Source organism: Streptosporangium sp. NPDC049644 (assembly GCF_040675205.1).
Classification (GTDB): domain Bacteria; phylum Actinomycetota; class Actinomycetes; order Streptosporangiales; family Streptosporangiaceae; genus Streptosporangium; species Streptosporangium fukuiense.
In genome coordinates, this window is sequence record NZ_JBFAOJ010000034.1 from 1 (window position 1) to 25,224 (window position 25,224).

General features: G+C 69.7%; 24 protein-coding genes and 1 pseudogene. 12 read left to right on the top strand and 13 right to left on the bottom strand.

Annotated features, from left to right (window positions below; all coding sequences use genetic code 11):
• Positions 1-36: 36 nt before the first annotated feature.
• On the bottom strand, positions 37-759 hold the full coding sequence (locus tag AB0J58_RS20360; protein WP_364217716.1) for a glycoside hydrolase family 19 protein: 723 nt from the start codon (positions 757-759) through the stop codon (positions 37-39).
• Between the two features lie 448 nt (positions 760-1,207).
• Positions 1,208-3,202, bottom strand: coding sequence for a hypothetical protein (locus AB0J58_RS20365; RefSeq protein ID WP_364217718.1), 1,995 nt, complete (start codon positions 3,200-3,202; stop codon positions 1,208-1,210).
• Between the two features lie 289 nt (positions 3,203-3,491).
• Here AB0J58_RS20365 and AB0J58_RS20370 point away from each other — a divergent pair, with 289 nt between their 5' ends.
• The 4 genes from AB0J58_RS20370 to AB0J58_RS20385 are packed head-to-tail and all read left to right on the top strand — an operon-like array spanning position 3,492 to position 7,013.
• Positions 3,492-4,730, top strand: a complete 1,239-nt coding sequence (locus AB0J58_RS20370; RefSeq protein ID WP_364217720.1) for an ABC transporter ATP-binding protein — start codon at positions 3,492-3,494, stop codon at positions 4,728-4,730.
• Positions 4,723-5,385, top strand: coding sequence for an ABC transporter permease subunit (locus AB0J58_RS20375; RefSeq protein WP_343973111.1), 663 nt, complete (start codon positions 4,723-4,725; stop codon positions 5,383-5,385). The genes AB0J58_RS20370 and AB0J58_RS20375 overlap by 8 nt, the downstream gene beginning before the upstream one ends.
• Complete coding sequence (locus tag AB0J58_RS20380) at positions 5,382-6,053, top strand: ABC transporter permease subunit (protein ID WP_343973108.1); 672 nt, start codon at positions 5,382-5,384, stop codon at positions 6,051-6,053. Before AB0J58_RS20375 ends, AB0J58_RS20380 begins: the two co-directional genes overlap by 4 nt.
• 36 nt (positions 6,054-6,089) lie before the next feature.
• Positions 6,090-7,013: an ABC transporter substrate-binding protein gene (locus AB0J58_RS20385; RefSeq protein WP_364217722.1), complete on the top strand. Its 924-nt coding sequence runs from the start codon at positions 6,090-6,092 to the stop codon at positions 7,011-7,013.
• A 168-nt stretch (positions 7,014-7,181) separates the two neighbouring features.
• On the opposite strand, the gene AB0J58_RS20390 is transcribed toward AB0J58_RS20385, so the two are convergent.
• Entirely contained in the window at positions 7,182-8,414 is a 1,233-nt protein-coding gene (locus AB0J58_RS20390) for a glycosyltransferase (protein ID WP_364217724.1), read from the bottom strand.
• Between the two features lie 508 nt (positions 8,415-8,922).
• The gene (locus AB0J58_RS20395; protein WP_364217726.1) at positions 8,923-9,564 is read right to left on the bottom strand and encodes a hypothetical protein; all 642 of its coding nucleotides are present in this window, start codon (positions 9,562-9,564) and stop codon (positions 8,923-8,925) included.
• A gap of 436 nt (positions 9,565-10,000) precedes the next feature.
• On the opposite strand from AB0J58_RS20395, the gene AB0J58_RS20400 reads away from it, so the two are divergent.
• The 4 genes from AB0J58_RS20400 (at position 10,001) to AB0J58_RS20415 (ending at position 12,500) form a co-directional block, all read left to right on the top strand.
• Positions 10,001-10,612, top strand: coding sequence for a DUF6461 domain-containing protein (locus AB0J58_RS20400; RefSeq protein ID WP_364217728.1), 612 nt, complete (start codon positions 10,001-10,003; stop codon positions 10,610-10,612).
• A 176-nt stretch (positions 10,613-10,788) separates the two neighbouring features.
• Positions 10,789-10,938, top strand: a complete 150-nt coding sequence (locus tag AB0J58_RS20405; protein WP_364217730.1) for a hypothetical protein — start codon at positions 10,789-10,791, stop codon at positions 10,936-10,938.
• Positions 10,939-11,322: 384 nt separating this feature from the next.
• Positions 11,323-11,835, top strand: coding sequence for a DUF6461 domain-containing protein (locus tag AB0J58_RS20410; protein WP_364217732.1), 513 nt, complete (start codon positions 11,323-11,325; stop codon positions 11,833-11,835).
• Between the two features lie 362 nt (positions 11,836-12,197).
• Positions 12,198-12,500, top strand: coding sequence for a hypothetical protein (locus tag AB0J58_RS20415; protein WP_364217734.1), 303 nt, complete (start codon positions 12,198-12,200; stop codon positions 12,498-12,500).
• Here the strand turns inward: AB0J58_RS20415 and AB0J58_RS20420 are convergent.
• From AB0J58_RS20420 to AB0J58_RS20445, 6 genes and pseudogenes are all read right to left on the bottom strand, one after another.
• Positions 12,465-13,679 (bottom strand): sigma-70 family RNA polymerase sigma factor, encoded by a 1,215-nt coding sequence (locus AB0J58_RS20420; protein WP_364217736.1) that lies wholly within the window; start codon positions 13,677-13,679, stop codon positions 12,465-12,467. The two genes, AB0J58_RS20415 and AB0J58_RS20420, sit on opposite strands and share 36 nt — an antisense overlap.
• Positions 13,679-14,094 (bottom strand): annotated as a pseudogene (locus AB0J58_RS20425) (YciI family protein). The gene AB0J58_RS20420 and the pseudogene AB0J58_RS20425 overlap by 1 nt, the downstream one beginning before the upstream one ends.
• Complete coding sequence (locus AB0J58_RS20430) at positions 14,076-14,477, bottom strand: transposase (RefSeq protein WP_364217738.1); 402 nt, start codon at positions 14,475-14,477, stop codon at positions 14,076-14,078. Before AB0J58_RS20430 ends, AB0J58_RS20425 begins: the two are co-directional and overlap by 19 nt.
• A gap of 236 nt (positions 14,478-14,713) precedes the next feature.
• A complete protein-coding gene (locus AB0J58_RS20435) occupies positions 14,714-15,448 on the bottom strand; it encodes an alpha/beta hydrolase (RefSeq protein ID WP_364217740.1) in 735 nt (244 codons plus the stop codon).
• 231 nt (positions 15,449-15,679) lie between these two features.
• Positions 15,680-16,240 (bottom strand): ATP-binding protein, encoded by a 561-nt coding sequence (locus tag AB0J58_RS20440; protein ID WP_364217742.1) that lies wholly within the window; start codon positions 16,238-16,240, stop codon positions 15,680-15,682.
• Positions 16,197-16,514: a hypothetical protein gene (locus AB0J58_RS20445; protein WP_364217744.1), complete on the bottom strand. Its 318-nt coding sequence runs from the start codon at positions 16,512-16,514 to the stop codon at positions 16,197-16,199. Before AB0J58_RS20445 ends, AB0J58_RS20440 begins: the two co-directional genes overlap by 44 nt.
• A 687-nt stretch (positions 16,515-17,201) precedes the next feature.
• On the opposite strand from AB0J58_RS20445, the gene AB0J58_RS20450 reads away from it, so the two are divergent.
• Positions 17,202-18,425, top strand: a complete 1,224-nt coding sequence (locus AB0J58_RS20450; protein ID WP_364217746.1) for a helix-turn-helix transcriptional regulator — start codon at positions 17,202-17,204, stop codon at positions 18,423-18,425.
• 243 nt (positions 18,426-18,668) lie between these two features.
• Positions 18,669-19,139 (top strand): flavin reductase family protein, encoded by a 471-nt coding sequence (locus AB0J58_RS20455; RefSeq protein ID WP_364217748.1) that lies wholly within the window; start codon positions 18,669-18,671, stop codon positions 19,137-19,139.
• A 190-nt stretch (positions 19,140-19,329) separates the two neighbouring features.
• Here AB0J58_RS20455 and sppA read toward each other — a convergent pair whose 3' ends face one another.
• A complete protein-coding gene (gene sppA / locus AB0J58_RS20460) occupies positions 19,330-21,030 on the bottom strand; it encodes a signal peptide peptidase SppA (RefSeq protein WP_364217750.1) in 1,701 nt (566 codons plus the stop codon).
• A gap of 265 nt (positions 21,031-21,295) precedes the next feature.
• Between sppA and AB0J58_RS20465 the strand changes: the two genes are divergently transcribed.
• Both AB0J58_RS20465 and AB0J58_RS20470 read left to right on the top strand, forming a co-directional pair.
• Positions 21,296-21,616: a metalloregulator ArsR/SmtB family transcription factor gene (locus AB0J58_RS20465; protein ID WP_364217752.1), complete on the top strand. Its 321-nt coding sequence runs from the start codon at positions 21,296-21,298 to the stop codon at positions 21,614-21,616.
• Positions 21,613-21,963 (top strand): VOC family protein, encoded by a 351-nt coding sequence (locus AB0J58_RS20470; protein WP_364217754.1) that lies wholly within the window; start codon positions 21,613-21,615, stop codon positions 21,961-21,963. Before AB0J58_RS20465 ends, AB0J58_RS20470 begins: the two co-directional genes overlap by 4 nt.
• A 152-nt stretch (positions 21,964-22,115) precedes the next feature.
• On the opposite strand, the gene AB0J58_RS20475 is transcribed toward AB0J58_RS20470, so the two are convergent.
• Positions 22,116-22,895, bottom strand: coding sequence for a GPR1/FUN34/YaaH family transporter (locus tag AB0J58_RS20475; protein ID WP_364217756.1), 780 nt, complete (start codon positions 22,893-22,895; stop codon positions 22,116-22,118).
• A 198-nt stretch (positions 22,896-23,093) separates the two neighbouring features.
• On the bottom strand, positions 23,094-25,049 hold the full coding sequence (locus AB0J58_RS20480; protein WP_364217758.1) for an aconitate hydratase: 1,956 nt from the start codon (positions 25,047-25,049) through the stop codon (positions 23,094-23,096).
• Positions 25,050-25,224 lie beyond the last annotated feature (175 nt).

Consider the following 25,224-nt stretch of genomic DNA (forward strand, 5'->3'; position numbering starts at 1 on the left):
GTTGTGCCCGCTCAGGTGTATCGGCCCGGGCGGTTTTTAGGCCGCATTACGGGGGGGGCAGCCGTACGGCTGCCCCGCGTCGCAGTAGTGCGGGTAGTTCGCGGTGTTCTGCTCAACGATGTGGACCAGCCCGCCGGTCTCGTGGTTGACGTTGGCGAGGAAGGCGGCCGCCTCCTGCTTCCTGACGGTGTCACTGCCGGTCTTCGCGAAGCCTGGGTAGGCGCTCAGCGCGGCGGTCAGCCCGCTGTAGGTGTAGAAGGGGTTCCGGTTCGGGAACATCTGGTTGAACTGTGCCTGGCTCACCACGAAGCCCGAGGTGGGCGGGTCGGTGGGCGTCGTGCCGCCGCAGGTGTACGGGTCCCAGTACCAGTGGCTGATCACCGGGTCGTAACCCGGGTTCTCGTGCACGGCGATGTAGTACCCGCCGTCGGTGAACCTGACGATGCTGCCGACGGGGTACCAGGTGCCCGCCGCCCAGTTCGGGTGGTCGCAGTTGCCCGTGGGCGGTGTCGTGCCGCCGCCGCAGGTGCCCTTGTCGGTCCAGACGGCGGCGGTACCCGGCCTCTCGTTCTGGGTCCACCACTGCGCGTACCAGTTGTGGCCGTTGTAGGAGGCGGTCGTGCCGCCGGTGTAGACGGCCGAGGAACTCCACGCGGCCGCGCAGCTCTCGGCGGAGGCGGAGGACGTCGGCAGGACGACCGCGAGCACGCCGGTGACCGCCAGGGCGGCGAGGGCGGCCATGATGCGCTGTCTCAACACTTGATCACTCCCATGGGGGGAAACCGGATGGTGTGGGGTGTCCGGACGGTCGGACTTTCGCGCGGTGACGACCCGCGTCATCGCGTTCGCGCAGCTCATGCCTGGATCGGGCGGCTCTGCCGCGAGGCGCGGGATCGCTGACTCGATGTTTCTCTTAAGAAAGTTTCCTAAGAGTTGTCGTGATACTAGCCTTGACAGATCGCTGTCACAACCCGTTCGGACGGTGAGTCCCGCCATCGCGGGCCGGGCGCGTGCCAAACGCGGGAATCTCGCGCGCCGCCGGTTCCCCGGGGCGCGATCCGCCCGGTCGGTCACCGCTCGCGGCTCCTTTGCCGCCGGCAGGCGCGCGACCGGGCGCGGCGCGGGGCGGGGCGGGGCGGCCGTCCGAGAAGTAGGGCGTCGGGGCGGCGCTGACCCGCCCCGACGTGAGGTGCTCGAAGGTTCGGGGCTACGGGGTTGTGATCATCGGCACCGCGAAGAAGACGACCATGGCGATCGCCACCGCGATGATGAAGCCGACCACTTCCCAGGCCCAGTCGTGGTGGGAGACCTTCGCCTGCGCCTTGTGCCTGCGTGCCGCCCGGCGGCCCGCGCGCCTGCGGGATCCGGCCCGTCCGGAAAGACGGACTCCGCTCTCCGCAAGACGGATTCCGCTCTCCGCCGTCCCGGCCTCGCCGGTCTCCGCCTCCGAATCGCCTCCCCGCGCGATCGTCGACTCGCTCCACTGCGCGTCGTACGACATCGAGGTGTGGTCCTGGGGCGCGGTGTAGTTCGGCGGCACGGTGTGGTGCGGGGCGTCTTCCGGCTGGTCGACCCGCATGATCCAGCTGGGCAGGCGCAGCTGGGCACGGCCCGTCGGAGTGCTGAGATGGTCAGGCCGGGGAGACCAGGTGGGGAGGGCCGCCGGGTCCTCGCCCGAGGTCTCGTGCCGGGTCTCGTCGGCCTGGGCGTCTGTCGCGGTGCCGGTCTCGGTGCCGGTCTCGGTGCCGGTCTCGATGCCGGTCGCGGGGCCGGAGGGGGCGGCGTCCGCGAACCAGTCGACCTCGGCGGGCCGAACGGGGTCGGTGGCCCAGCTGGGCATCGGCGGTTGTACCCGACCGGTTTCCGGGTCGGGGACCGGTGCCGGGGTGGCCCAGGTGGGCATCGGCGGTTGTGCCCGACCGATGTCAGGGGTCTCCGCCTGCGCGGCCCTGACGGGGAAGAGAGGCCGGTGACGCTCGGCGTCGGAGAGCGCGTCGAGCTGGTCGGTCTGCAGGGGCCAGCCGGGGAGCGGGTGCGCGGTGGGGTGCGCGGTGGGCATGTCGTCCAGCACGTCCCCCGGCACGGGCCCGGGAGCCGGGACGCTCGCGAGGGGCGTGCGAGGGGCCTCGACGGGTGCGGGGTCGGCGAGTGGATCAGTGGGCGGGTCGGCGGGCGCGGCCTCGGGGCGGGGCGCGGCGGCGACGAGCCTGTCGGTGTAGACGCGGGCCGCCCGCGCCTCGGGGCTGAGCGGGCGGAACAGGTTCTCCCGTACGGGGGGACCGTCGAGCACGTCTCCGGGGATGGGCGCCGACAGCGGCGCCGCCCGGCGCGGTCTGGGACGCTGGAGCCGGCGGCGAGGCCGCAGGCCCGCGGTGTCCAGGGCGGTGAGCACCGAGCCGCCGAGCTTGGGCAGCGGTTCGGTGCTGGCCTCGTGGGTGGAGACCACCTCGGGGTCCCTCGGCGCGAAGGGGTCGGGGAAGCGGTCGCCCGCCGTGTGGTCGTCTGGCACCGGGAAGGCAGGGGCGCCGTTCTCCGGAGACGGTGGCGGCCAGCCGGGTGACGTCGGCCACAGTTGCCTGACCAACGGGGGCGCCGACCGCTTGCCTGCGGGGGCGAGCGGTGCCCGTGGCCCGAGCACGGCGGCGCGCAGCCCGGAGGGAGGAGTGGCCCAGGGGGCGAGGACGAGCACGTCGCGGACCGGGGCGACGGCGAGGGCGCCGAACACCTCGGTCAGGTGCGCGGGGATCCGGGCCGAGGCCAGGGCGGCGCCCAGCGACTGGGCGAACCTGCGGCAGGCGCTCACCGTCAGCTCGTCGGCGGTGTCGACGGCCACGTCGAGCACCCAGGACAGCTCGGCGGCGTTCATCTCGCAGACGCCCGACAGGTACAGCACCTCGCGCTGGTGGGTGCGCAGCTCGCTCAGCACCCGCTCGACGAGGGCGGGGACCGGGTCCAGGCCGGTGACCGGGGGCGAGTAGACGATGTCGCGCAGGAAGATCTCGCGGCGGGCGAGCGCGTACAGCGCGGCGCGCGGAGGGTGGGTGTCCGTGACACTGGACAGAACGGTCACCAGGACGTCGAAGGCCGAGTCCGCGCTGCCCAACTGGTCGTGGGAGTAGGCGTACAGCCCTGCTGCGTGGCGGTCGTAGAGCTCGGCGATCAGTTCGCCGCGCGAGCGTTGACCGAGGAGCGGTTGGGTCACGGGACCGGTTCCTCTGGTGGTTCGTCGAGCGTGGTGAAGAGCGGGGGCGGCTGTGAGGCCTGTGACGTACGGTGCCAGAGGGATCAACTCCAGCAATGTGGGTAATCATGTCAAGTCATGGGCACCTCCCGCACTACTGAATGCCCTTTTGGTGAGAAATACACATGTCGATCTACCTGGCAAAGCCGGGAAGACAGATCGGAGAAGTGGGGCATAGGCTGACCTGAGCCAGATTTTGGGGGCGGTTGGGGCTAGGGGGCCGTAACCCGGCGACAACAAGAGGTTGTGCATGATCACATTCAACGGTGTCACCAAGCGCTACGCCGACGGCACCGTAGCGGTGGACGACCTCAGCCTCGAGGTGCCCACCGGGGAGATCACCGTCTTCGTCGGCCCCTCGGGGTGCGGCAAGACGACCTCCCTGCGCATGATCAACAGAATGATCGATGCCACCGAGGGCCAGATCCTCCTGGACGGCGTCGACGTCAAGACCATAGACCCGCCGACCCTGCGCCGGGGCATCGGCTACGTCATCCAGCAGGCAGGGCTCTTTCCGCACAGAAAGATCGTCGACAATGTGGCGACGGTCCCCCTGCTGCTCGGCTGGGAGCGGAAGAAGGCCCGCGACCGGGCGATGGAACTGCTGGAGCGGGTCGGGCTCGACCTGAAGCTGGCCGACCGCTACCCCTTCCAGCTCTCCGGCGGCCAGCAGCAGCGCGTCGGCGTGGCCCGCGCGCTCGCCGCCGACCCGCCGGTGCTGCTGATGGACGAGCCGTTCAGCGCGGTCGACCCGATCGTCCGGACCAGCCTGCAGGAGGAACTGCTGCGGCTCCAGGCCGAGCTGAACAAGACCATCGTGTTCGTCACCCACGACATCGACGAGGCGGTCAAGCTCGGCGACCGGGTGGCCGTCTTCCGGGTCGGGGGCCACCTGGCCCAGCTCGACGACCCCGCCACGCTGCTGGCCAGGCCCGCCGACGACTTCGTCCGCGAGTTCCTCGGCCGCGACCGGGGCATCCGGCGGCTCTCGTTCGTCTCGGCCGAGGGGGTACGGCTCCGTGCCGACCTGCTCGTCCCGGTCTCCACCGACGCCGCGTCGGCCTCGGCGCGCGCCGCCGGCGAGCCGTGGCTGGCCGTGGTGGACGCGGGGAGCCGGCCGCTGGGCTGGGTCGCGGTCAAGGACCTGCCCGGGTCCGGCACGCTCGCCGAGCTGGAACTCGCGCCGTACGGGACGTTCGTCAGCGGGCGCGACTCGCTGCGCGGCGCGCTGGACGCGACGCTGCTCTCGCCCTCGGGCAACGCCGTCGCGGTGGACGGCGAGGGCCGGGCCGTGGGCGTCGCCACCCGCGAGGCACTGGACGAGGCGCTGGCCGAGGTGGCGGGAAGTGTCGGCGGGTCCGCAGGGGGCAAGGGAGGTGTCGGCGGGTCCGCCGGGAGTGTGGGAGGTTCCGGCGGGCCCGTGAGGGGCGCGGGGAGTGTCGCCGGATCCAGCGGGTCCGCGGGAGGCACGGGGGACGCGGGTGAGTGAGGAACCCCTGGTCCGCTGGGACTGGATCGGCCGCAACTGGCCCACGATCCAGGGCCTGCTGGAGGACCATATCGTGATGGCGCTGGTGCCGATCGTCGTCGGGCTGCTCATCGCGCTCCCGCTCGGGCTGGCCGGAGTCCGCTGGCGCTGGCTCTACCAGCCGACCGTCGGCGTGATGAACGTGATCTACTCGCTGCCCTCGCTGGCCGTCTTCATCGTGCTCATCCCGGTCACCGGCCTCGCGACGCGGCTGACCGTGATGGTCCCGCTCACCTTCTACGCCATGGCGGTGCTGATCCCGGCGGTCGTCGACGGGCTGGGCTCGGTGCCGGACCACGTACGCCAGTCCGCGGTGGCCATGGGCTTCACCCCGCTGCGCAGGCTGCTCCAGGTCGAGCTGCCGATCGCGGTGCCGGTCGTGCTGGCCGGGCTCAGGGTGGCCACGGTCGCCAGCGTCAGCCTGGTCAGCGTCGGCGCGCTGGTCGGCAGGGGCGGGCTCGGCTACCTGTTCATCGACGGCTGGCAGCGGCAGTTCTACACCCCGATCGTGGTCGGCATCGTGCTGGTCGTGGTGCTCGCGGGCGTCGCCGACCTGCTGCTGATCCTGGCGCAGCGCCTGCTCACCCCCTGGTCGCGGGCGAGGGGGTCCGCGTGAACTGGCTGATCGACTTCTTCGGCGACCCGGTCAACTGGTCGGGTCCGGACGGGATTCCCGCCCGGCTGCTCGAACACCTGGAGTTCGCCGGGCTCTCGCTGCTGCTGGCCATGCTGATCGCGCTCCCGCTGGGGCTGCTGATCGGCCACACCGGCCGGGGCGCCCTGCTCGTGGTCTCCATCGCCAACGCGGCCCGCGCCCTGCCGACGCTCGGCCTGCTCGTCCTCATCGTGCTGCTGATGGGGGTCGGCACCATTCTGCCGGTGTTGATCCCGCTGGTGGCGCTGGCCGTGCCGCCCATCCTGGTCAACACCTACGAGGGCATCCGCGGGGTGGACCCGGACCTGCGCGACGCCGCGTACGGCATGGGACTGCGGGGCGGGCAGGTGCTCGGCCGGGTGCTGGTGCCGGTCGCGCTGCCGCTCATCCTGCTCGGCCTGAGGCTGGCCGCCATCCAGGTGGTGGCGACCGCGACGGTGGCCGCGTACGTGGGCCTGGGCGGCCTCGGCCGCTTCATCATCGACGGTCTCGCGACCAAGAACTTCCCGAGCACGATCGGCGGAGCGGTTCTCGTAGCACTGCTGGCGCTTCTCGTTCAGCTCGGGTTCACCCTGGTACAGCGCGCAACGGTCTCCCCGGGGGTGAGCGAGCGCCAGACCATCCGATAGTCTCCATTACCCCCCGTTTTGGAAGGGAATAGCACCATGAAGCGCCTGTTCAGCACCGCGGCGATCCTTCTGTCCGCGGCGCTCACACTTACCGCGTGCGGCGGTGGAGATCCCCTCACCAGCGCGTCCCCGGCTCCCGCCGAATCCGGGTCCGCCTCCGAGCCGGCGGCCGGGGGGAAGGTCGTCATCGGGTCGGCCAACTTCCCGGAGAACGTCCTGCTGGGCGAGATCTACTCGCAGGCCCTGGCCGCCAAGGGCGTCGAGGTCGAGGAGAAGTTCAACATCGGCAGCCGCGAGGTGCTGTACGACCAGGTCAAGAGCGGCGGCCTGACCATCCTGCCGGAGTACATCGGCTCGCTCCTCGGCTTCGTCGACAACACCGCCACGGCGAAGTCGAAGGACGATGTGGTCGCCGCGCTCAAGGAGAAGCTCCCGGCCGAGTTGGAGGTGCTGACGCCCGCCGCGGCCGAGGACAACAACTCGCTGACCGTCACCAAGGAGACCGCGACCAAGGAGGGCCTCACCACGATCGAGGACCTGGTCAAGGTCGCCAAGGGCTACGCGGTGGGCGGCCCGCCGGAGTTCAAGAGCCGCCAGGAGAAGAACTTCAAGGACACCTACGGCCTGGAGTTCAAGGAGTGGAAGAAGACCGGCGACGCCACCGCCGACGCCATCAAGGACGGCACCGTCCAGGTCGGCAACGTCTTCACCACCGACCCGAAGATCATCATCAATGACCTGGTCTCCCTACAGGACAACAAGAGCGCCTTCGCCGCGGAGAACATCGCCCCCCTGGTCAACAAGGCGGGCGTGAACGACACGGTGAAGACCACCCTCGACGCGGTCTCCGCCAAGCTGGACACCGCCGGCCTGGTCGCGCTGATGAAGCGCGTCGCGGTCGACAAGGACGACGCCGAAGCGGTCGCCAAGGACTGGCTCACCCAGAACGGCCTGCTGTAACGATTCCCCCGACCGGCCCCGGACGTCTCGTCCGGGGCCGGTTCGCGTTTCGGAGAACGACTCGGGTGCTGTGTTCGGTGGAAGGGGATTCGGGGCCGCTCATCGATACCGCACCGTACGGAGTGACGGGGTGGGAGAGGAGTGAAACGGGCATGCCGCACCGCGGTATCAGGATGACCTCTGAGAGGCCAAGGTCATCAGGCGTTGCGCGGCGGTTCGGGCGCCATCAGTGCGCACCCCGGCGGCAACGACCCGGGTACGGGCCGCCACGTTCGGTCGGAGAGCGTGCCTGAGGGCACTCGTCAGCGAGTCGGCGGTCGGCGCGCCGGGCGCGTGCGCGGCTCCGATCCCGAGATCGTGGATTCGCCGCGCCCAGTAGTGCTGGTCGTAGATCTGGGGGATGACGACCTGGGGCGCACCGGCTCGCGCGGCCGCGGTCGTGGTGCCCGCCCCGCCGTGGTGGACGACGGCGGCGACCCGCCTGAACAGCGCCTGCTGGTTGACCTCGCCGACGGACAGGCAGTCGGATTCGTCGTCCACCGGTGACAGGCCGGCCCACCCGCGGGAGACGATAGCCCGGTGCCCGAGCGCACGGGCCGATTCGACCATCACCCGGGCGAGGTCCTGCGGCGCGTGCATGCTGCCGAAGCCGAAGTAGACGGGTGGCTCGCCGGCGGTCAGGAACGCCTCCAGCTCAGGAGAGAGCGGCCGCTCATCGGGGAGGATCCAGGCACCGGTCTGGAGCACGGTCCGGTCGGCGGGTTCGGGCCACGGCCCCAACGCCGGGTCGGCGGCCAGCCAGGGCCGGTCGGTGAAGACGTGGCTTCGCACGTCGCCGACCGGGGCCAGACCGGCCGGTGCCCGATGGAGGTTGAGCGCGGCGCCGAACAGCTCGTTGAAGCGTTCGGCGTCCCGAGCCCACAACTCGCGGTTGTCGGCCGTCGCGGGCGGCGGCTGGCCCGGTGCGAGCAGCGGGGGGTGGTGGTGTGGCGACGGCAGAACCGTCGGGCAGTAGGCGGTGAAGACGTAGGGGATCCCCATCGTCTCCGCCACCGAGCGGGCGGCCAGCTGCAGGGCTGTGGCGGCCACGATGACGTCGCAGTCTTCAGCCGCCGACGTGACCGTGGCGAACTGGGCGGCGACCGTGGCCTCCGCCATCCGACGCCGCTGTTCGGGAGAGGGCGGGGCGGGCGGAACCGATGGGGCCGGTCGGCCGACGGCGGTGGCGCGCAACTCGGGACCGACGGGCACGACGGGGATGCCGAGGCCGTCGATCCATTCGCGGAAGTCGGGCGGCACGCACATGCGGACCTCTTGACCGAGATCCCGCAGCTCCAAGGCGAGTGCCACCAACGGCTGGACATCGCCACGCGACCCGATGGTGGACAGCAGTACACGCATGTTGAATTCCCCAGTGACGGCTTGGATCACGACCGACCGGCCGCATGGCGAATGTGAGCCCGAATAGGCGTCCGCCTTGGGCCGGGCCGGCGCACGGCTCCCGATTCTGAGGGACCACCGGGGCCTTGCCGCAAGCCCCCCATCCGGCTATACGTTGAAAGTGGCGACAAGGATGGAGTGCTGCTCCTAATTGGGGGAACCGCCTGCGATCACGCGCCGGGCACCGGCCACCGCCTCCTTCAGGACCTATCTCACCGATCAGCCGGACCCCGGATCGCTGTGTACTCATGGCGGCCCACCCCGTCGCGTTCACAGCTCACCGACGCCTTCAACGGCACGGCGTCCTTCGGGCGCACCGCGCTCGGTGCTCGGTTCCGCACATCGACCATCCGGCGCGCCGCAGAAGGTTCGCGATCAGGTCACGAAGGCGGCCAGGTGGCCTGGCGTTGGCTAGCCTCACCGGCATGCCTCTCGCCTCGATTCCCAGGACGAAGCGCGACATCGACACTCACACCGCGTAACCCGCTCCCCCTTGCCTGGAGTCCGGCCAGTAGTGCGCCGAGCGGCCGGAGGCGGAGACGATGGCAGCACCGTCGAGTTCGACGGTCGTCAGCTCGATGCCGCCCAGCGGCCACTCCACGGCGAACTCGAAGTCCTCGGCCGGAGGCAACGGCCAAAGCCACAGCCCGAAGCCGCTGAATCCGAACTCGCCGCCGCGCATGCCGCTGCCCATCGGAGACCAGGACAGCAGAGGCCCGACCGGCGGATCGCCGGAGGCGCTCTTTGGGGGCCGTGCCCATTCGAGGGCGGTGGCCTTCGTACCGTCGGCGAACCGCACGCCCAGCCGCAACAGCGAGTCCGGTCGCCTGCCGCGCCCGAACGCCTGGGCGATCGGGGCCCCGGCCAGCTGCACGTACCACCAGTCCTCACCGGACAGGTCACCCTGCCTGGACACCACCTCCACATTCAGCATGCAGCCGGTGCTGAAGACCCGGATGGTCGGCAGGAGCACCACGACGTTCGCACTCCGGGCCACCACCCGCTCGACCGCGAGCACCGCTCCGATCTCCAGGGAGGACGGCGCGGACCAGGGCGGGAGCTCGGGGCGGGCGACGGGTTCCTGTTCTGTCGGTACGGGATCGAAGAACATCACTTCACGCTACTTAAAAACCGCCGATGCTGACAGGCGCCTTGTCGGCCCGGTCTCTTGTCGCCGCTCATTCGGCCAGGTCGGGTGAGCCGAGTGCGGGCATCCCGTCCGCTCGCCTGGTGTCACGCTGTGCCGCGACTGTGCCCGCATGCCGGCCACGGCCTGTGCTCGGCCTGCTGGCGGCGCCGCCCCGAACGGCCCTTCTCTGACTCGGCGACCTCATCGGCCGGTCCCTCCCCTCGACCAGTAGCGGCGCCTCTTCCAGCGATGGACCACCGCCCCGGCCGCCTACCCGTACCAAGCTCGGCTGACCGGCCTGGGGGAGGCTTATGCTTGCTGCGGCGAGCCCGGATGATCACGATGTGATCTCCCCGGACGCGGTCCGGACACACAGTGCGGGGCGTCCCGCGGGATACCCCTCCTTCGAGAGGCGGCCATGCGGTCACCGACCTACCTGCACGACCTTCTGGTCTCGACCATCTTCACCGAGGGGCTCGATGCCGAGATGGACCTGTGGGCGCTGGGATTCAGCGCCATGTGGATCAAGGGCGCGGACCTCGACGCCCTCGCCCGAGCCTTTCACCTGGACCTCGCCACCCGGACCCCGTGCCACCTGAGCGAGATACTCGATCACAACATCGACGACGGATCCACCTGGGTGGCCGAGGTCGGAGGCTGGATCGGCATCGTGCCGGCGCATGCCGACAGCGAGCGTCTGCGCTCCATCACCGAAGGCGGCCGGGAGGCCCTCGGCCTCCTCATGGACATCAACGGCAACGCCTACTTCGACTACGCCCGCGACGGGCACATGGTCGTCTCCTTCGACCCGACCTGGCCGGAGAAGCGGTATGGCGACGACCCGCACGCACTCGATCACCTGATGGACGGACTGCGCTTCCAGATCAGCGATGACGACGTCTTCGACAATCTTGTGGAGGATCCGGAGAGCATCAGCTCGGCCCTGGCGCTGATCGGACGCATCACGGAAACCGACATCGCCGCCGACTGGTTCCTGGCGCAGCACTCATGCATCAGACCCACCTCCTGACGGCTCGCGCTCGGGGCAGGATGGCTGTCCTGGGAAACCCCCGTCGTGACCTGCTGGAGACGGGAGAACAGCCGACAGCCTTGGGTTCAGACACACGCGCTTTCCTCGCGTGACTGAACCCATGCAGTCTCGGCGTCACCTGACACACGTTCGCGCGAACATGTGTGCTTTCCTCCATGGGGACGCGTCTGAACCGTCATGTTTCCATCGACTCGCGCAGCCACAGGGGCGACGACACTGACGTCCTGACCCTCTCGCCGTCCGGCATCATCGGAGTCCTCGGCCTCGCCACCGTTGAGCAGCCGTCCGAGTGGCCGTCCCCGTAGTCATGGGAAGCCGGGGGTCATCGAAGTCGAAAGTATCGGCTGGTGCCCGTCCATCTCATCACGAACCACCATTTGACCCCCTGCAGCCGCTGCCGCCTGCTCAACCAATTCGGCAAGCGGGAATGTGGGACGAAGATCCAAATGTCGGAGACGACGGTGCCGGCGTGCTCGCGAACCTCTGGGACTGTGAAGGCCGCGAGTAAGGCTTCGCGGCTGCCCTGGACCGTGGACATCGCGGGCCGGTACATCCTGTTCGCACCCGGTGGGGAACATACGGACCGGCACCGAAGGTACGCCGGTGCCGCCTGTCAAAGTCGCACACGATTTCTGTCGGACCAGCGCGCCAGGATTCCTGCATTCCATCCCCAGAGAGACAGGACTCCGATGAGCGGCTACAACTGGCTCGATGACACCGCGTTCTGCGCGACGTTCGTCCGCGGCCTCACCCCGCACGAGGCGCTGGCGCGCCTCGGCATCGAGGTGTTCGACGGCGACGACGAGGAAGGCGAGATCGAAGAGGGCCTCATCTGTGCCCGCCCGGCCGAGGGCGGAACCATTCTGAGCGAGTCGAACGGCTTCGCCGGCACGCTGGAGGAGGTGCTGCGGCCCCTGTCGGCCGGGACGGTCACGGCGAGCGTCTTCGTCAACGTGAACCTGGTCGCGGACTTCGACCACTACGCCGACGGGCGCAGCATCCTGTCCTTCGACCCGCTGTACCCCGGCGACGAGGACGACAGCGCGAAAGACTACCTGGCCGACCGGATCGAGCTCGGTCTGGTCGGCGACAAGCCGGAGGGAGGGCTCGCCGCCGCGCTGCAACTGGCCGAACGCATCACCGGGGTGCGACCGAACGCCTCCAGCGACATCGTGGCAGCCCACGGTGTCCTCGACTACTGAAGCCTTCCTTAGCATCCCTTTCCACAGCTCGGCAGGCGGCCCCGAAGTCCGTTCCGGCCCGGAACCGCCTACTGATTTTGTTCGCGAGAACGGGAGCCGGATGTCGGTCACTTTCGGCGCCACTTCGCTGACCTACCGCGTGCGAGTGTTCGTGGGGGCGAGCGCCACTTTGTTGACCATGGCCGAGATCCCGGCGAGGCAAGCACACGTCGCCAGGTGACTCTCCGTAGAACTCGGCCGCCGTGATGAACGATGTGCGATGCGCACTTCTGCCGAGATGAGGGTGTACGGCGCTTGACTGCCTCGCAATGCTTAAAGTCCCTAACATGATCTGCTGAATAGATGTTGATCAGCGCCACGACGTGAAAATCAGCTTCGCTCGGTGGAGCACGAGTGAGGCGTGGGTCGTCGACGACCTATGGGATCTGATCGAACCGTTGCTGCCACCCTGGCCCGACAAAGCACCTGGGTCGCGGTCGGCCCCGGACGAGGTCTACGCGCCGACCGTGGGCGGGTTTCTCCCCGGGTTCGCCGCGCTCCCGCCGTCCGCATTCGGGGATTCGGCCGTCGGGGCCGATGCGATCGACGGCATCCGGGCCGTTGAGTCCCGGCTGGCCGAGCTGGAGAAGTCAGCTCAGCGTGGCCGCCTTGCGCAGCAGCACTGAGCGTTCGCGCTGGTTGGCGCACAGCCGGGCGGCCAGCTCCAGCTCGGCGCGCGCCTCCGGTCGCCGGCCGAGGCGGGCCAGCAGCTCCCCGCGTACGGTCGGAACCAGATGCGAACCGGGGAGCCGGTCCGAGGCGATCAGCTCGTCCACGATGGCCAGGGCCTGCGCCGGACCCGAGGCCATGGCCACGGCAACGGCCCGGTTGAGCTCGACCACCGGCGAGGGCGCGACCCGGCCGAGCGCCTCGTAGAGCACCACGATCAGGTCCCAGTCGGTCGCCTCGACCGAGGGCGCCGCCGCGTGGGCGGCGGCGATCGCGGCCTGCAGGCCGTAGGGGCCGAGGCCGCGAGTCGATGCCTTGGCCAGCGCGGCCAGCCCACGGCGGATCGCGGAGAAGTCCCACCGCCGACGGTCCTGGTCCTCGAGCAGGATCGGCGAACCGTCCGGGCCGGTCCGGGCCGGGAAACGCGCGGCCGTCAGCTCGCACAACGCCAGCAGGCCGTGCACCTCCGGCTCGTCCGGCTGCAGCGCGGCCAGCGTGCGGGCCAGCCGGATCGCCTCGTACGCGAGGTCGGGGCGCAGCAGCCGGTCGCCCGACGTGGCCGTCGACCCCTCGGTGAAGATCACGTAGAGGACGCTGAGCACGCCGCCCAGCCGCTCCCGGCGCTCGGCGGCCGGCGGCAGCTCGAACGGCACCCCGGCCGCCGCGATCGTCTTCTTGCCCCGGGTGATGCGGGCCTGCACGGTCGGCACGGGTACGAGGAACGCGCGGGCGATCTCCTCGCTGGACAGGCCGCCGACCACGCGCAGGGTCAGCGCCACCCGGGCCTCGGGGGAGAGCACCGGGTGGCAGCTGACGAACATCAGCGCCAGCACGTCGTCATCGATCTTGTCGGGATCGATTTCTTCGTCAACCGCCAAGTCGGCCGCCAGCAGGGCGTATCGGTCCTGGAGGGTGGTCCGGCGGCGGATCGCGTCGATCGCCCGCCGCCGGGCCGTGGTCATCAGCCAGCCGGCCGGATTCGCCGGAGAGGCGTGCGGCCACGACACCAGCGCCTCGGCCACCGCCTCCTGGGCCGCGTCCTCGGCCAGCCCGAAATCGCCGGTGAACCGGGTCAGCGCGGCGACGATCCGCGCCGACTCGATCCGCCAGACGGCCTCGACATCGGCCGTACCCATCAGATCCGGCCGTTGCTCTCGCGCCCGGCCCAGTCCTTGATGATCACTCGTCGACCTGCGGGACCTCGTCGCTCCCGGGCACCCGCCGGATCTCGATCTTGGACCCGGGGGCCGTCGGGACCCGCTTGGCCCACTCGACCGCCTCCTGTTTCGAGGCGACGTCGAGCAGGAAGAAGCCCCCGAACAGCTCCTTGGTCTCGCCGTACGGTCCGTCCGTGACCACCGGGGCCTCGCCGCTGAAGTCGACCACGACGCCCTGGCCCGGATCGTCCAGCCCTTCCGCCGCGAGGAGAACACCGGCCTTGACCATCTCCTCGATGAACTGGCGGGTGGTGGCCATAATCTCGTCGATGTTGGCCATCATGGCCGCGTTCGACTCGTCGGTGCTCCGCATGATCAGCAGGTACTTCGGCATCGCGTTCTCCTCGTCCGGCGGGGCCGCCTCTCGGCCCTCGCACCCACACGTCGAACGAGCGGCCCGCGGATCGACACGGCCCCGGAGAAATCTCTCGCCGCGACGCAGCCGATTCCTCCGAACAGTTCTGGTTGGGAACGCAGGGTTGCGATGTCGGCCAGGCGGCCGCCTCCCAGGGCGAGGCTGACGGCGAGATCAGCGATGATCTTGCCGGGGTCATGGATTGCGCGGGCTGGTTTCCATCGTTGCAGCTGCTTCGACAGAGCCTGGTCCAGGACGGTGACTCGCAGTGTTTCCAGCAACAGCAGTGCGCCTGAGTGGGAGATGAGCCCGGAGCCGTCGGAGGACATGACGATCTTGGGTCGCGAAGCGATAGTCTTCACGTGAAAAGTGCCTCTTGAGCCGGTGTGGGCGGGACCTTAGACAAGTCCGATCATCCCACTTCAAAGACACTTTTCTCATGTAAATGATCAGGGCTGGCGATATTCACCGTGAAAGCCCCCGGCCGGGCTTGAGACACAGCAGCCCGGCGGCCGATACCAGGCCCGAGCCCTTGGCCGACACCCGCACCACCGGTGTGTGCCCCCGCCGCGCCCAGGGGCGCGGCTCGGCGGCCGGGTCACGTGCCGAGCCGGCCGCGCACCCGGTCCGCGAACCAGCCGGGCCGTTGCAGCGGGATGCCGTGCCCGCAGTCCGCCACGATCTCCAGCTCGCTGCCCGGCAGGGCTTCGTGCAGCACGCGGGCCGACTCCCGCATCAGGCTCCGTTCACGCCCGCCGGCGAGGATCAGCGCCTCGCGGGGGAAACGCGACCACGCGGGCGGCGGCGTGAAGCGCAGGTTCTCGCCGACCGCGGCGAGCAGAGTCTGCTTCGAGACGCTCGCGGACGTGCGGACGTAGTCGTCGAGCAGCGGGCCGGGGACGAACAGCTGCTTGGCCTGCAACCTGGCGAACCACCGCTGCCGGGCGAGCCCGGCGGTGGCACCGAGCAGGCCGAGGGTGAACCCGGCGGCCGCGATGGGCTTGGCCTGCGCGCTGACCACGACCACGCGTTCCACGAGTTCGGGCCGGTGTGCGGCGAGCAGGACCGTCAGCTGCGCGCCCAGGGAGAACCCGGCGACGGAGACGCGACCGCCCACGTCGTGCAGGAGCTTCGTCAAGGCTTCGACGGTGCAGGCATGGGAGTGATACGTCTCGTCAGCGCTGCGGTCGTGGCCGGGCAGGTCCGGGACGATCACCCGGTGGTCGTGCGCGAGACGTTCCCGCACCGGCTCCCACATCCAACCGGCGACACCGCCACCGTGCAGCAGGAGCACGGGCGGCGCGTCGGCGGGACCATACGTCTCGACATGCATCTGGAACCGCTCCCGTCGCGTCGGCCGATGACCATGGTGGCAGAGGGGGGTCCGTCCGGCCGACGGCGCCCCAGATCAGGACGCCGACGGCGATCCCGATGGACAGCACATCCCTGACGCGTTTCCTGTCGATGTGGCAACAAAGGCTTGCCTGACCGATGGTGTCTTGGTGTCATCCAGCACATATGTGCTTTCCAGGGTTTTCGTGGAAATTCTTCTCCTGGTGCTCGCTCAGCAACCCGGCGCCGCCCCGGTTGAGCGGAGTTCGAACCAGATGACGGTTCCGGTGGAGTCGCGGTGAAAGCCCCAGCGGGTGGCGAGGTCGTTGACGAGCATGAGTCCTCGGCCGCCGGTGGCCTCTGGGCAGGGCTTCCTCGTACAGGGAATCTCTGAGGCGCCGGGGTCCTGGACGGTGATCAGTACGCCGTGGGAGATGAAGGACACCGTGACGACGAACTCTCGTGGCGGGTCGACCGGTCCGGTGTCGAGCGGTCGGGCATCGACTGGTCCGCTGGAGTGCTCGACGGCGTTGGTGGCGAGTTCGCTGGTCAGGAGTACGGCGTCGTCGCGGAGCGGGTGGTCGTCGCCGAGGAGTTCGGCGACGAAGACGCGCGCGGGCCTGACCTGCTCGGGAGTGGCCGCGAACCGCTGGGAGATGACGGGCGTGTGGCCCAGGGGTGCCGACCAGCCGGGGATCCGTCCCAGGTGCGGTGACCGTACGGCGCCGTCGGCCGTTGTGCGGAAGCGGTCAGCGAGCACGCCGACGAGTACGGCCAGGAGTCGTGCTGCCATCTCGGTCACCTCCCATGCTCTCGTCGCTCGGGACTGGGGCGTCTGTCCCGGGGCGGTAGTTCTCGATGTTCTGTATCTGTGCGGCGAGTTCGGCGGGGGTGTCGGCCTCGATCAGGCCGATGTGCTCTCGGCACCAGGCGGGGGAGAGTGCCCAGTAGCGGCCGGTGGCCTTGCCGTACCAGAGGTGCCACCCGGTGAACCGCAGCGCCGGCTTGTGCAGCGCTCCGGTCTCCTCGACGGGCTCGTGCCGAGAGGTGGTGTCGACGGAGATCATGCCGTCACCGCCCTGCGGCGTGGTTCGCGCCTGCCTGGTCCGGGCCGTACACCCGGCGGCGATTCTCGTTCGTACGGCGGGGCGGCCGTCGTCGAGGCCGGTCGCGCGTGGCGTCCACGGCTGAGGAGAGAGCCCGTGAGGGGGCGGTTCGGCGGGCAGGCGGCGATGGTGGGAGCGGGCAGCCGACCGCAGAGTCCGAGACGACGCCGAGCCGTCATGCGGGTGCGGACCTGGGCGGCGGTGGGCTGTTCCCACAGGTGACCGGGCCGATGCGGCAGGCTGTCCGCGTCATGGGCGTACGGGGGATGGCCGCACCAGCGGCAGCCCAGGGGCGAGGGCGGCCGCTCGGCCTGCCGGCGAACCCGGATGATCTTGCAAGCTCTACTAGGGTTGAGCACAGTTCGCACCTCCAGTGTGCGGGCGAGGCTCTGCCAGGCGACGTCACTCGCCTGGTAGGGCCGTTTTTATGGGGTTTTCGCGGCTTGCTTTCTGCGCTCAGCTAAGGCGGCTCCCTCTGCGTGGGGGCATCTGCTTGATGGCCGATCAGAGTGTGCGGAGGGCAGAGGTATCTCCTGCCGCCGCTCACGAAAGGTGACGCTATGAACGCGGAGAGGCACTGACATCAATGCCGCTGATACTTCGGCGCAGAGGGGGGTCAAGCCGGTCGCGCCGGGTTACCTTGAGCCCATGGCCTACTCAGATCCGGCGGCGGAGAGCGTGGGAACCCGTGTGCGGCGCGCTCGTAAGCGCGCGGGCATCACGCAGAACGAACTGGCGCGGCGCGTCGGCCGAGCCCAGTCCTGGGTATCGGCGATCGAGAACGACAGCCTTGCCCTGGACTCCATCGCGCTGGTCAACACCCTCGCCAAGGCCCTGCGCATGCACCCCAACGAACTCACCGCGCGCCCCTACCGAGGCGACAACCCGAGCCAGGACCGCGGGCATTCGGCGATCCCCGAGATCCGCCGCCAACTGGAACGCTACGACCTCGCCCCTGAGTGGGCCGAAGCGGTACGGCCACTGCCCGAACTTCACGCGGCGACCGAACGCACACGTTGGTTACGGCGGGAGGCGCGATATGCCGAGTTGGCTGAGGAACTACCGGCTCTGCTCTCCGAACTACAGGCAGCCACCCATCTGTACGCGGAGCCTGATCGGAGCGCGGCGTTCAGACTGCTCGGACTGACTTACCTGGCAGCCGACTCGGTGGTCTACAACCTCGGCTACGCGGACCTCTCCCTGGCCACCACCAATCGGGTCCGCTGGGCCGGGGAGCAGGCGGGCGACCCCTATCACGAGGCCGTGTACACCTACCTGCGAATACGCAGCCTGTGGGCCAGTACCTCGTGGAACGACGCGCTCACCCTGCTTGACAAGGCGTGCGCGAACATCGAGGACGACTACACGGCAGGCCAAGCCGAGGCACTGGCCGTCTGGGGCGGGCTCCAACTACGGGCCGCGATCACCGCAGCGCGCAAGAACGACGCCGACGAGGCTTGGTCACGCCACCGGCTCGCGGCCGAGGCGGTCGCCCGGCTTGGTTCACGCCAGCGCACCAACTACTACGACCTGTCCACCAACCAGGCCAACGTCGATATCCACGGGGTCGCCGTGGCTGTCGAGTTGGGGGACGGGCCGAGGGCTGTGCAGCGCGGAGAGGCGATACGGCTCCCTAAAGATGTGCAGGCCGGCCGCGCAGGTCACCACCATCTCGACCACGCCCGAGGACTGCTGTGGTGCGGCAAGCGCGACGACGCCCTGGCCGCACTCGAACGCGCCGAGAAGATCGCCCCCATGCTCATCCGCAACCACCCGATGGCCCAGCAGGCCGTACGGACCCTCCTCGACCTGGAGCGCTACAGCTACCGCGAACGCATCCGCCGCCTCGGCACACGCATGCACATCCTTTGAGACGTTCGATGTAAGAGGCGGCGGCATCCATGAGGAACAGCGGCTAAGCCCCGGTTTTGGACATCCGCTGATAATGGGACATCGCTCCGTCAGTGACCGGGTGCGGTGGGGAGATCGTGGCCGGAAGCGGTCATGGTCGACCCCGTCCGGTGCCGTCCGCTGTCCTGCCTGGTGAAACCCTGGTCGGGTCTGGCCTTGCCGGGCGGATGCTCCACCTCCGCCCGGCTCCGGGATGATTGCCGCATGAACGAGTTCGTCGAGGCCATGGCCCAGGTGGTGACCGGGGTGACGATCGTCACCGTGAAGGACGAGCGGGACGACGTGGGGGTCACGGTCGGCACGTTCACCTCGATCTCGCTGGACCCGCCGCTGGTGATGGTGAGCCTGGGCAACACCGGATACCTCAACGAACTGCTGCTCCGGCACGACCGCTGGGCCGCCAGCGTGCTGTCGGCCGGGCAGAAGACGATCGCCAGCCGGTTCGCCGCGGCGGGACGTCCCGGTGCCAGACTGTTGCTCGCGGGCATGCCGCATCACCGGGGTGAGCGGAGCGGGGCCCTCGTCGTGGACGGCGGTGTCACCGCGCTGGAGGCCGAGACGGTCAAGGTCGTCCCGGCCGGGGACCACACCCTCTTCGTCGCCAAGGTCCTCGGGGTCGACTACGTCGACGCGTCCGTTCCGCCGCTGACGCGCTACCGGAGCCGCTACCGCTGAGCGGAGCCGTTACCGCTGCCCCGGTGGTTCGTCGCTCGTTCTTTCCACGCGGGAGACGAACGCCGCCCCTGTCGATCTGATCGCATGGAGCCGGGCGACAGAAGCCACCCGGCTCGGGGCGGCCCCAGCCGAGGCCACCGCGCCGGACGTCTCGTCCGAACGCGGCGGCTTACTCACCGGAAAAGCGTGGTCAGCGGATCGTCCAGCTGCCCGGCAGGATGAGCGGCCCGTACGAGGGCAGGCCCAGCTCGCCGGCGAGATGGGCGAGGGGGCCCCACGCCTCCACGCGGACCCGGGCCAGCGCGGCGGCCTTGTCCTCGCTGGACTCCGCGGGGCGCAGCCGCTCCAGCGGGTTGAGCTTGGGGTAGGCGCGCACCGGGGCGTCGGCGGGCAGGCCGGCCTTCCTGCGGGCCACGGCCAGCGCGTCCTCCAGGCCGCCGAGCTCGTCGACGAGACCGTTCTCCAGGGCGTCGGCCCCGGTCCAGACCCGGCCCTTGGCCAGCTCGTGGGCGCGCTCGCGGGTCAGGCCGCGCCCCTCGGCGACCTTGTTCACGAAGTCGTCGTAGACCCGGTCGAGCCAGGCGTTGATCCGCACCCACTGGGCCTCGGAGAAGGCGTTCGTGGGGGAGAACATCCCGGAGTTGGCCCCCTCGCCGACGATCTCCGAGGTGACGCCGATCTTCTCCAGCAGGCCGCCGATGACCGCCTTGCCGCCGAACACGCCGATGGAGCCGGTGAGCGTGCCCGGCTGGGCCACGATGACGTCGGCGGCCATCGAGACCATGTAGCCGCCGGAGGCGGCCAGGTCGCCCATCGAGATCACGATGGGCTTGCCGGCCTTGCGGGTCAGCACGACCTCGCGCCAGATGGCGTCGGAGGCCACGTACGAGCCGCCGGGGCTGTCGACCCGGAAGACGACCGCCTTGACGCTGTCGTCGCGGCGGGCCGCGCGCAGCGCGGCGCAGATGGTGTCGGAGCCCATCGCGCCGCCGCCGCCCATCGGGCTGCGGCCGCTGCGGCCGAGCCGGATCGCGCCGTTGCCGCGGACCAGCGCGACGGCCTGCTCGCCCGGGTGCGGGAGCTTCTTCGCGGTCAGCGCCTTGGCGTAGCGGCCGACGTACAGCAGCAGCGAGTTCTCGCCGACCTCGTGCTTGACCTCGTCGTAGACCTCGTCGCGGTAGGCCATCCGGTCGACGAGCCCGGCCTCGACGGCCTCGGCGCCGATGAACGGGCCCTGGTCGATCAGCTCGCGTACCCTGGCGGGCTCCAGCCCGCGTCCCTCGGCGACGCCCGCCACGACCTGCTCGGTGACCGACTCGGTGATGCGGCCCATCGACTCGCGGTGGGCGTCGGTCATGTGGTCCTGGGTGAAGGTGTTGGCGGCCGTCTTGTACTCGTGCCGCTGGCCGAGCTGGTACTCGACGCCGAGCTTGCCGAGCGCGCCCCGCAGGAAGCGCTGCTCCATCGCGACGCCGGTGAGCCCGACGTCGCCGGACGGCTGGAGGTAGACCCGCTCGAAGGCGCTGGCCAGGTAGTAGGGGACGGTGCCCCCGCTGAACTCGCCGAAGCTCTCGGCGAACGCGACGGTCAGCTTGCCCGAGGCCCGGAAGAGGGCGACGGCCTGGCGGAGCTCCTGGACGACCGCGAGTCCCGGTGACTGGGTGCCGATCTTGACGATCAGGGCCTTGACCCGGTCGTCCTTCCTGGCACGCTTGAGCCCGGCCAGCACGTCGGCCAGGCTCGTCTTGCGCATCGCGAGGATGGCACCCAGCGGATCCGCCGGAGGAGCGTCGGTCAGGCCCTCGGTGAGGTCGAGTTCAAGGACCAGCGGGGCGGTACGCCGCTGCTTGAACCGGTCGACGGTATCGATGATCACCTTGGTCGCGTCCATGCCCTTCACCCTAAGCGACACATACCGGGCTTATGCGGATCGGCGAAGGTTCGACTGCTTTCTGGGGAGGCAGGGTGGCGGGGCTCGCCGGTGTCCCGCTTTCGTCGGCCCCGCCGGGCGTTCGCCTGCCTGCCGGGTACGTGGTGGACGATCCCTCACCGGCGGTGCCGGTGTGGCGAGGTTCACCTGCCTGCCGGGTACCCGGTTCCTGCTGCACGTCGGGTCAGCTTGCTATTTCGTATTAATCCGAAATAGCATCGCCGTCGTGATCGAGCCGGATGATCTCGACGAACTCCTGCGCGCCGTGGCCGGCAGGCACCGTCGGCGTATCCTCTCCGAGGTCTGGGAGCGTGAGCGCGGCGCGGGAGAACTGGCCGACGAACTCGGCCTGGCCCCGGCCAGCATTTCGGAGCACCTGAAGGTGCTGCGCAAGACCGGCTTGGTCACGATGAGAGTCGACCGGACGTATCGGCTCTACCGGGCCTGCCCCGAACGGCTTCACCGGCTTGCCGACCTGCTCGTGCAGGCTTTTCCGACCACCGTCCAGGCCCGGGACGGCGAAGAGACCCAGGAGGACATGACATGAACGAACAGACTGCGCGCCCGGCGAACGCGGTGGCGCATTTCGACATCAGCGGCCCGGACGACGCGGGTCTGCACCGCTTCTACGGCGATCTGCTGGACTGGCAGATCGACCGCAAGGGGCCGGGGTACGCGCTGGTTCGGACGCCCGGCGGGCTGGGCGGGGCGATCGTCGAAACCGAACAGGCCGGCGTCGCCCTGGGCGTGGTGGTCCCGGACCTTGAGCAGGCGGTCCGCCGCGCGGCCGAACTGGGCGGCGCGGTCGCCATGCCGCCGACCGACAACGGCTGGGTGGTCAAGGCGCAGGTCAAGGACCCGGCCGGCAACGTCCTCACTCTCATCCAGGCATGAACAACCCGGTGGCGCCGGCCGGATCGACGTGGTCGGTCATGGTCGGCCTCCTTCGTGTTCCGAGTGATACGGTCGCGCTTCATCACCGTTGTGACCAGCGGGAAGTCGTACGTTCACCGCCGGCCGCACTGATGGACTCGGCCGATGGGCGCTCACTGCCCGACCTTCACGCCGGGTTGTCCGTGGATGTACTCCAGCGGCCTGATCGCCCGGCGCCCGGGAATGTTGGCCGCACGGCTGTACCGGCCGGTCGGCAGCACCGTACGGCCGAAGCTGGACTCGAAGATCAGCGCGGTGGCCGTGTAGAGGGCGATGCAGGCGCCCACCACGAACAGCCATCCGCCGATGATGACCGGCCATGTGGAGCCGGCGAAGAATCCCGCCGCGATGAACCCGGCCCCGACGGCCAGGACCGCCAGCAGCAACCCCACGGTCGCGTTCTCCGCGAACGCCGCGATCGCCGTCAGGCCGGTGACCAGGCACAGGACCAGGAACCAGAACGCGAAGCCGGGGTTGCCCACCCCGATCACCGGGGTGAGCGCGATGGGCATGGCACCCACGGCGACCAGGCCGAACAGCAGGCCGAACGCCAGCCAGAAAGTGCCCCACAGGCCGTGTACCGCCGTAGCCAGCCCGTCCCGCGCCCGGTAGGACCACATGGCCGCGAGGAACTGGGCGAGGCCGCCGAAAGCCATCACGAACGGGAAGACGATGAGCGGCGTGACCGCGGTGCCGTACCAGCGGGCCAGCCAGGCGCCGACGATCAGCGTCGCACCGGCCAGCCCGAACAGCCCGAGGATGGACGGCGCCGCGATGGGCTGCAGGAAGATTCGAGCCCTGTTCTCCCAGGCCGCGTAGTCCTGTAAGTCCTCCTGCTGCACCGGGGGACCGTTGGAGCCGGAGTACGGGTGGAAGTCTCTTGGCTGGGACATGACGTTCTCCCTTCGAACGGACTCACCTCACGGGTCCCCTACCCCCGTGCACCCGGCGCGAGATCCTTCACTCATCCCACTTAGGCCATATGTTGTGAAATGAATCGCCACCTCACCTGAGGCGGTGGGTATCGTTATGTTTCGTGAAACGGCGTTGGAGCCGTCGTACTCCCCCTCCGGGATCCCCGCAGTGCCTTCTCACGCCGCGGTCTGCGCCTTGATCAGGGGAATCTGCCCACCGGCGAGCACCATCGCGATCTGGCGGGGGGAGAGCCGGTGGCGGACGACGACGTCGGCGCCCATGGTCGTGTCGCGTACGACGATGTCTCCGCCCCTCTCCAACGCGGCCCTCAGGTCCCGCAGGGACAGCTCGTCGCCCTGGCCGACGCGCTCGTAGTCCGCCGGGTCGGTGAACTCCAGGGCCAGTACCCCGAAGTTGGCGAGGTTCTGCCAGTGGATGCGGGCGTAGGATTTCGCGATCACCACGCACAGGCCGAGGTAACGAGGTGCTATCACGGCGTGTTCGCGAGACGACCCTTGACCATAGTTGGCGCCCGCGACGATGACGTGCGGTCCGGCTCGGTGTGCTCGGGCGGGATAGCTCTCGTCGATCTGGCCGAAGGTGAACTCGGCGAGCCGTGCGACGTCGCTGCGGAAGGGCAGGACACGGGCCCCGGCGGGCAGGATCTCGTCGGTGGAGACGTCATCGCCCAGTTTGATCAGGACGGGGCCGCGCAGCCGGTCCGGCAACGGATCGAAGTCGGGCAGTCTCCCGATGCTGGCCGCCTTGACCAACTCGACCCGCCGCGCCTCGGCAGGGGCGAGGGGCGGCTCGAACATGCCCTCGGGCGCACCGGCCCGCGCGGGCGACGTCAGGGCGGGATAGTCGATCCCCAGCAGGCCGGGCAGTGTCCTCGGGTCCGTGATGCGCCCGGTCAGCGCGGCGGCCGCCGCCGTCTCCGGAGAGCACAGCCACACCGAGTCCTCCTTCGTTCCCGACCGGCCCGGGAAGTTACGCGGTACGGTGCGCAGGCTGTTGCGGCCGACCGCGGGCGCCTGCCCCATGCCGATGCAGCCCATGCATCCGGCCTGGTGCAGCCGCGCGCCGGCCCTGATCAGGTCGAGGGTGGCCCCCATGCGGGTGAGGTCGGCGAGGATCTCCCGCGAGGTCGGATTGACGTCCACCGACACCTGAGGATGCGCCTGGCGGCCCGCCAGGATGGCGGCGACGATCGCGAAGTCCCGCAACCCCGGATTGGCCGAGGAACCGATCACGACCTGGTGGACGTCCTCGCCGGCGACCTGGCGTACCGGGACGACGTTGCCCGGCGAGGTGGGCGCGGCGATCAGTGGTTCGAGGACCGACAGGTCGATCTCCTCGCGAACGTCGTAGCGGGCGCCGAGATCGGGAAGGATCTCGGCGAAGTCGCCGGCTCGCCCTTCGGCGGCGAGGAACGCGCGCACCTGCTCGTCGGCGGGGAACACGGACGTCGTCGCGCCGAGTTCCGCGCCCATGTTCGCGATGACGTGCCGGTCCATCGCCGACAGCGCGGTCAGCCCCGGTCCGTGATACTCGATGATCCGGCCCACCCCGCCTTCGACGCCGTGACGGCGCAGCATCTCCAGGATCACGTCCTTGGCCGACACCCACGGCGGGAGCGTGCCGGTCAGGCGCACTCCCCAGATCTCCGGCATCGTCAGGTACAGCGGTTGCCCCGCCATCGCCATGGCGACCTCCAGGCCGCCCACGCCGACGGCGAGCATGCCCAGCGATCCGGCGGCACAGGTGTGGGAGTCGGAGCCGACCATCGACGCGCCCGGAACTCCGAAGCGCTGCATGTGCGTCGGATGCGACACGCCGTTACCGGGCCTGGAGTACCACACCCCGAAACGATGGCAGGCCGAACGCAGGAACAGGTGATCGGCCATGTTCCGTTCATCGGTCTGCAACAGGTTGTGGTCGACGTACTGCACCGATGTCCGGGTGCGAACCCGGTCCAGGCCGAGCGCCTCCAGCTCCAGCATCACCATCGTCCCCGTCGCGTCCTGCGTCAGGGTCTGGTCGATGCGCAGCCCGATCTCTTCCCCGGGTGTCATCACGCCGTCCACGAGGTGGGCGCCGATCAATTTCTGGGTGACGTTGAGTCCGGTCATGGCTAACCTCTGTGAGCGCAGACCTCAGGTGCGACCGAGTGGCTCGTCGATCCCGGCGTGCCCGCACAGCACGCCGCCGTTGCCCTCACAGCCCACTGTACGGCGAGGTCGGAAACGGACGGGTCGAGGGCCGCCGTGTCACTTCCCTGGCCGCATGGGACGCGCTGTCTGGTCC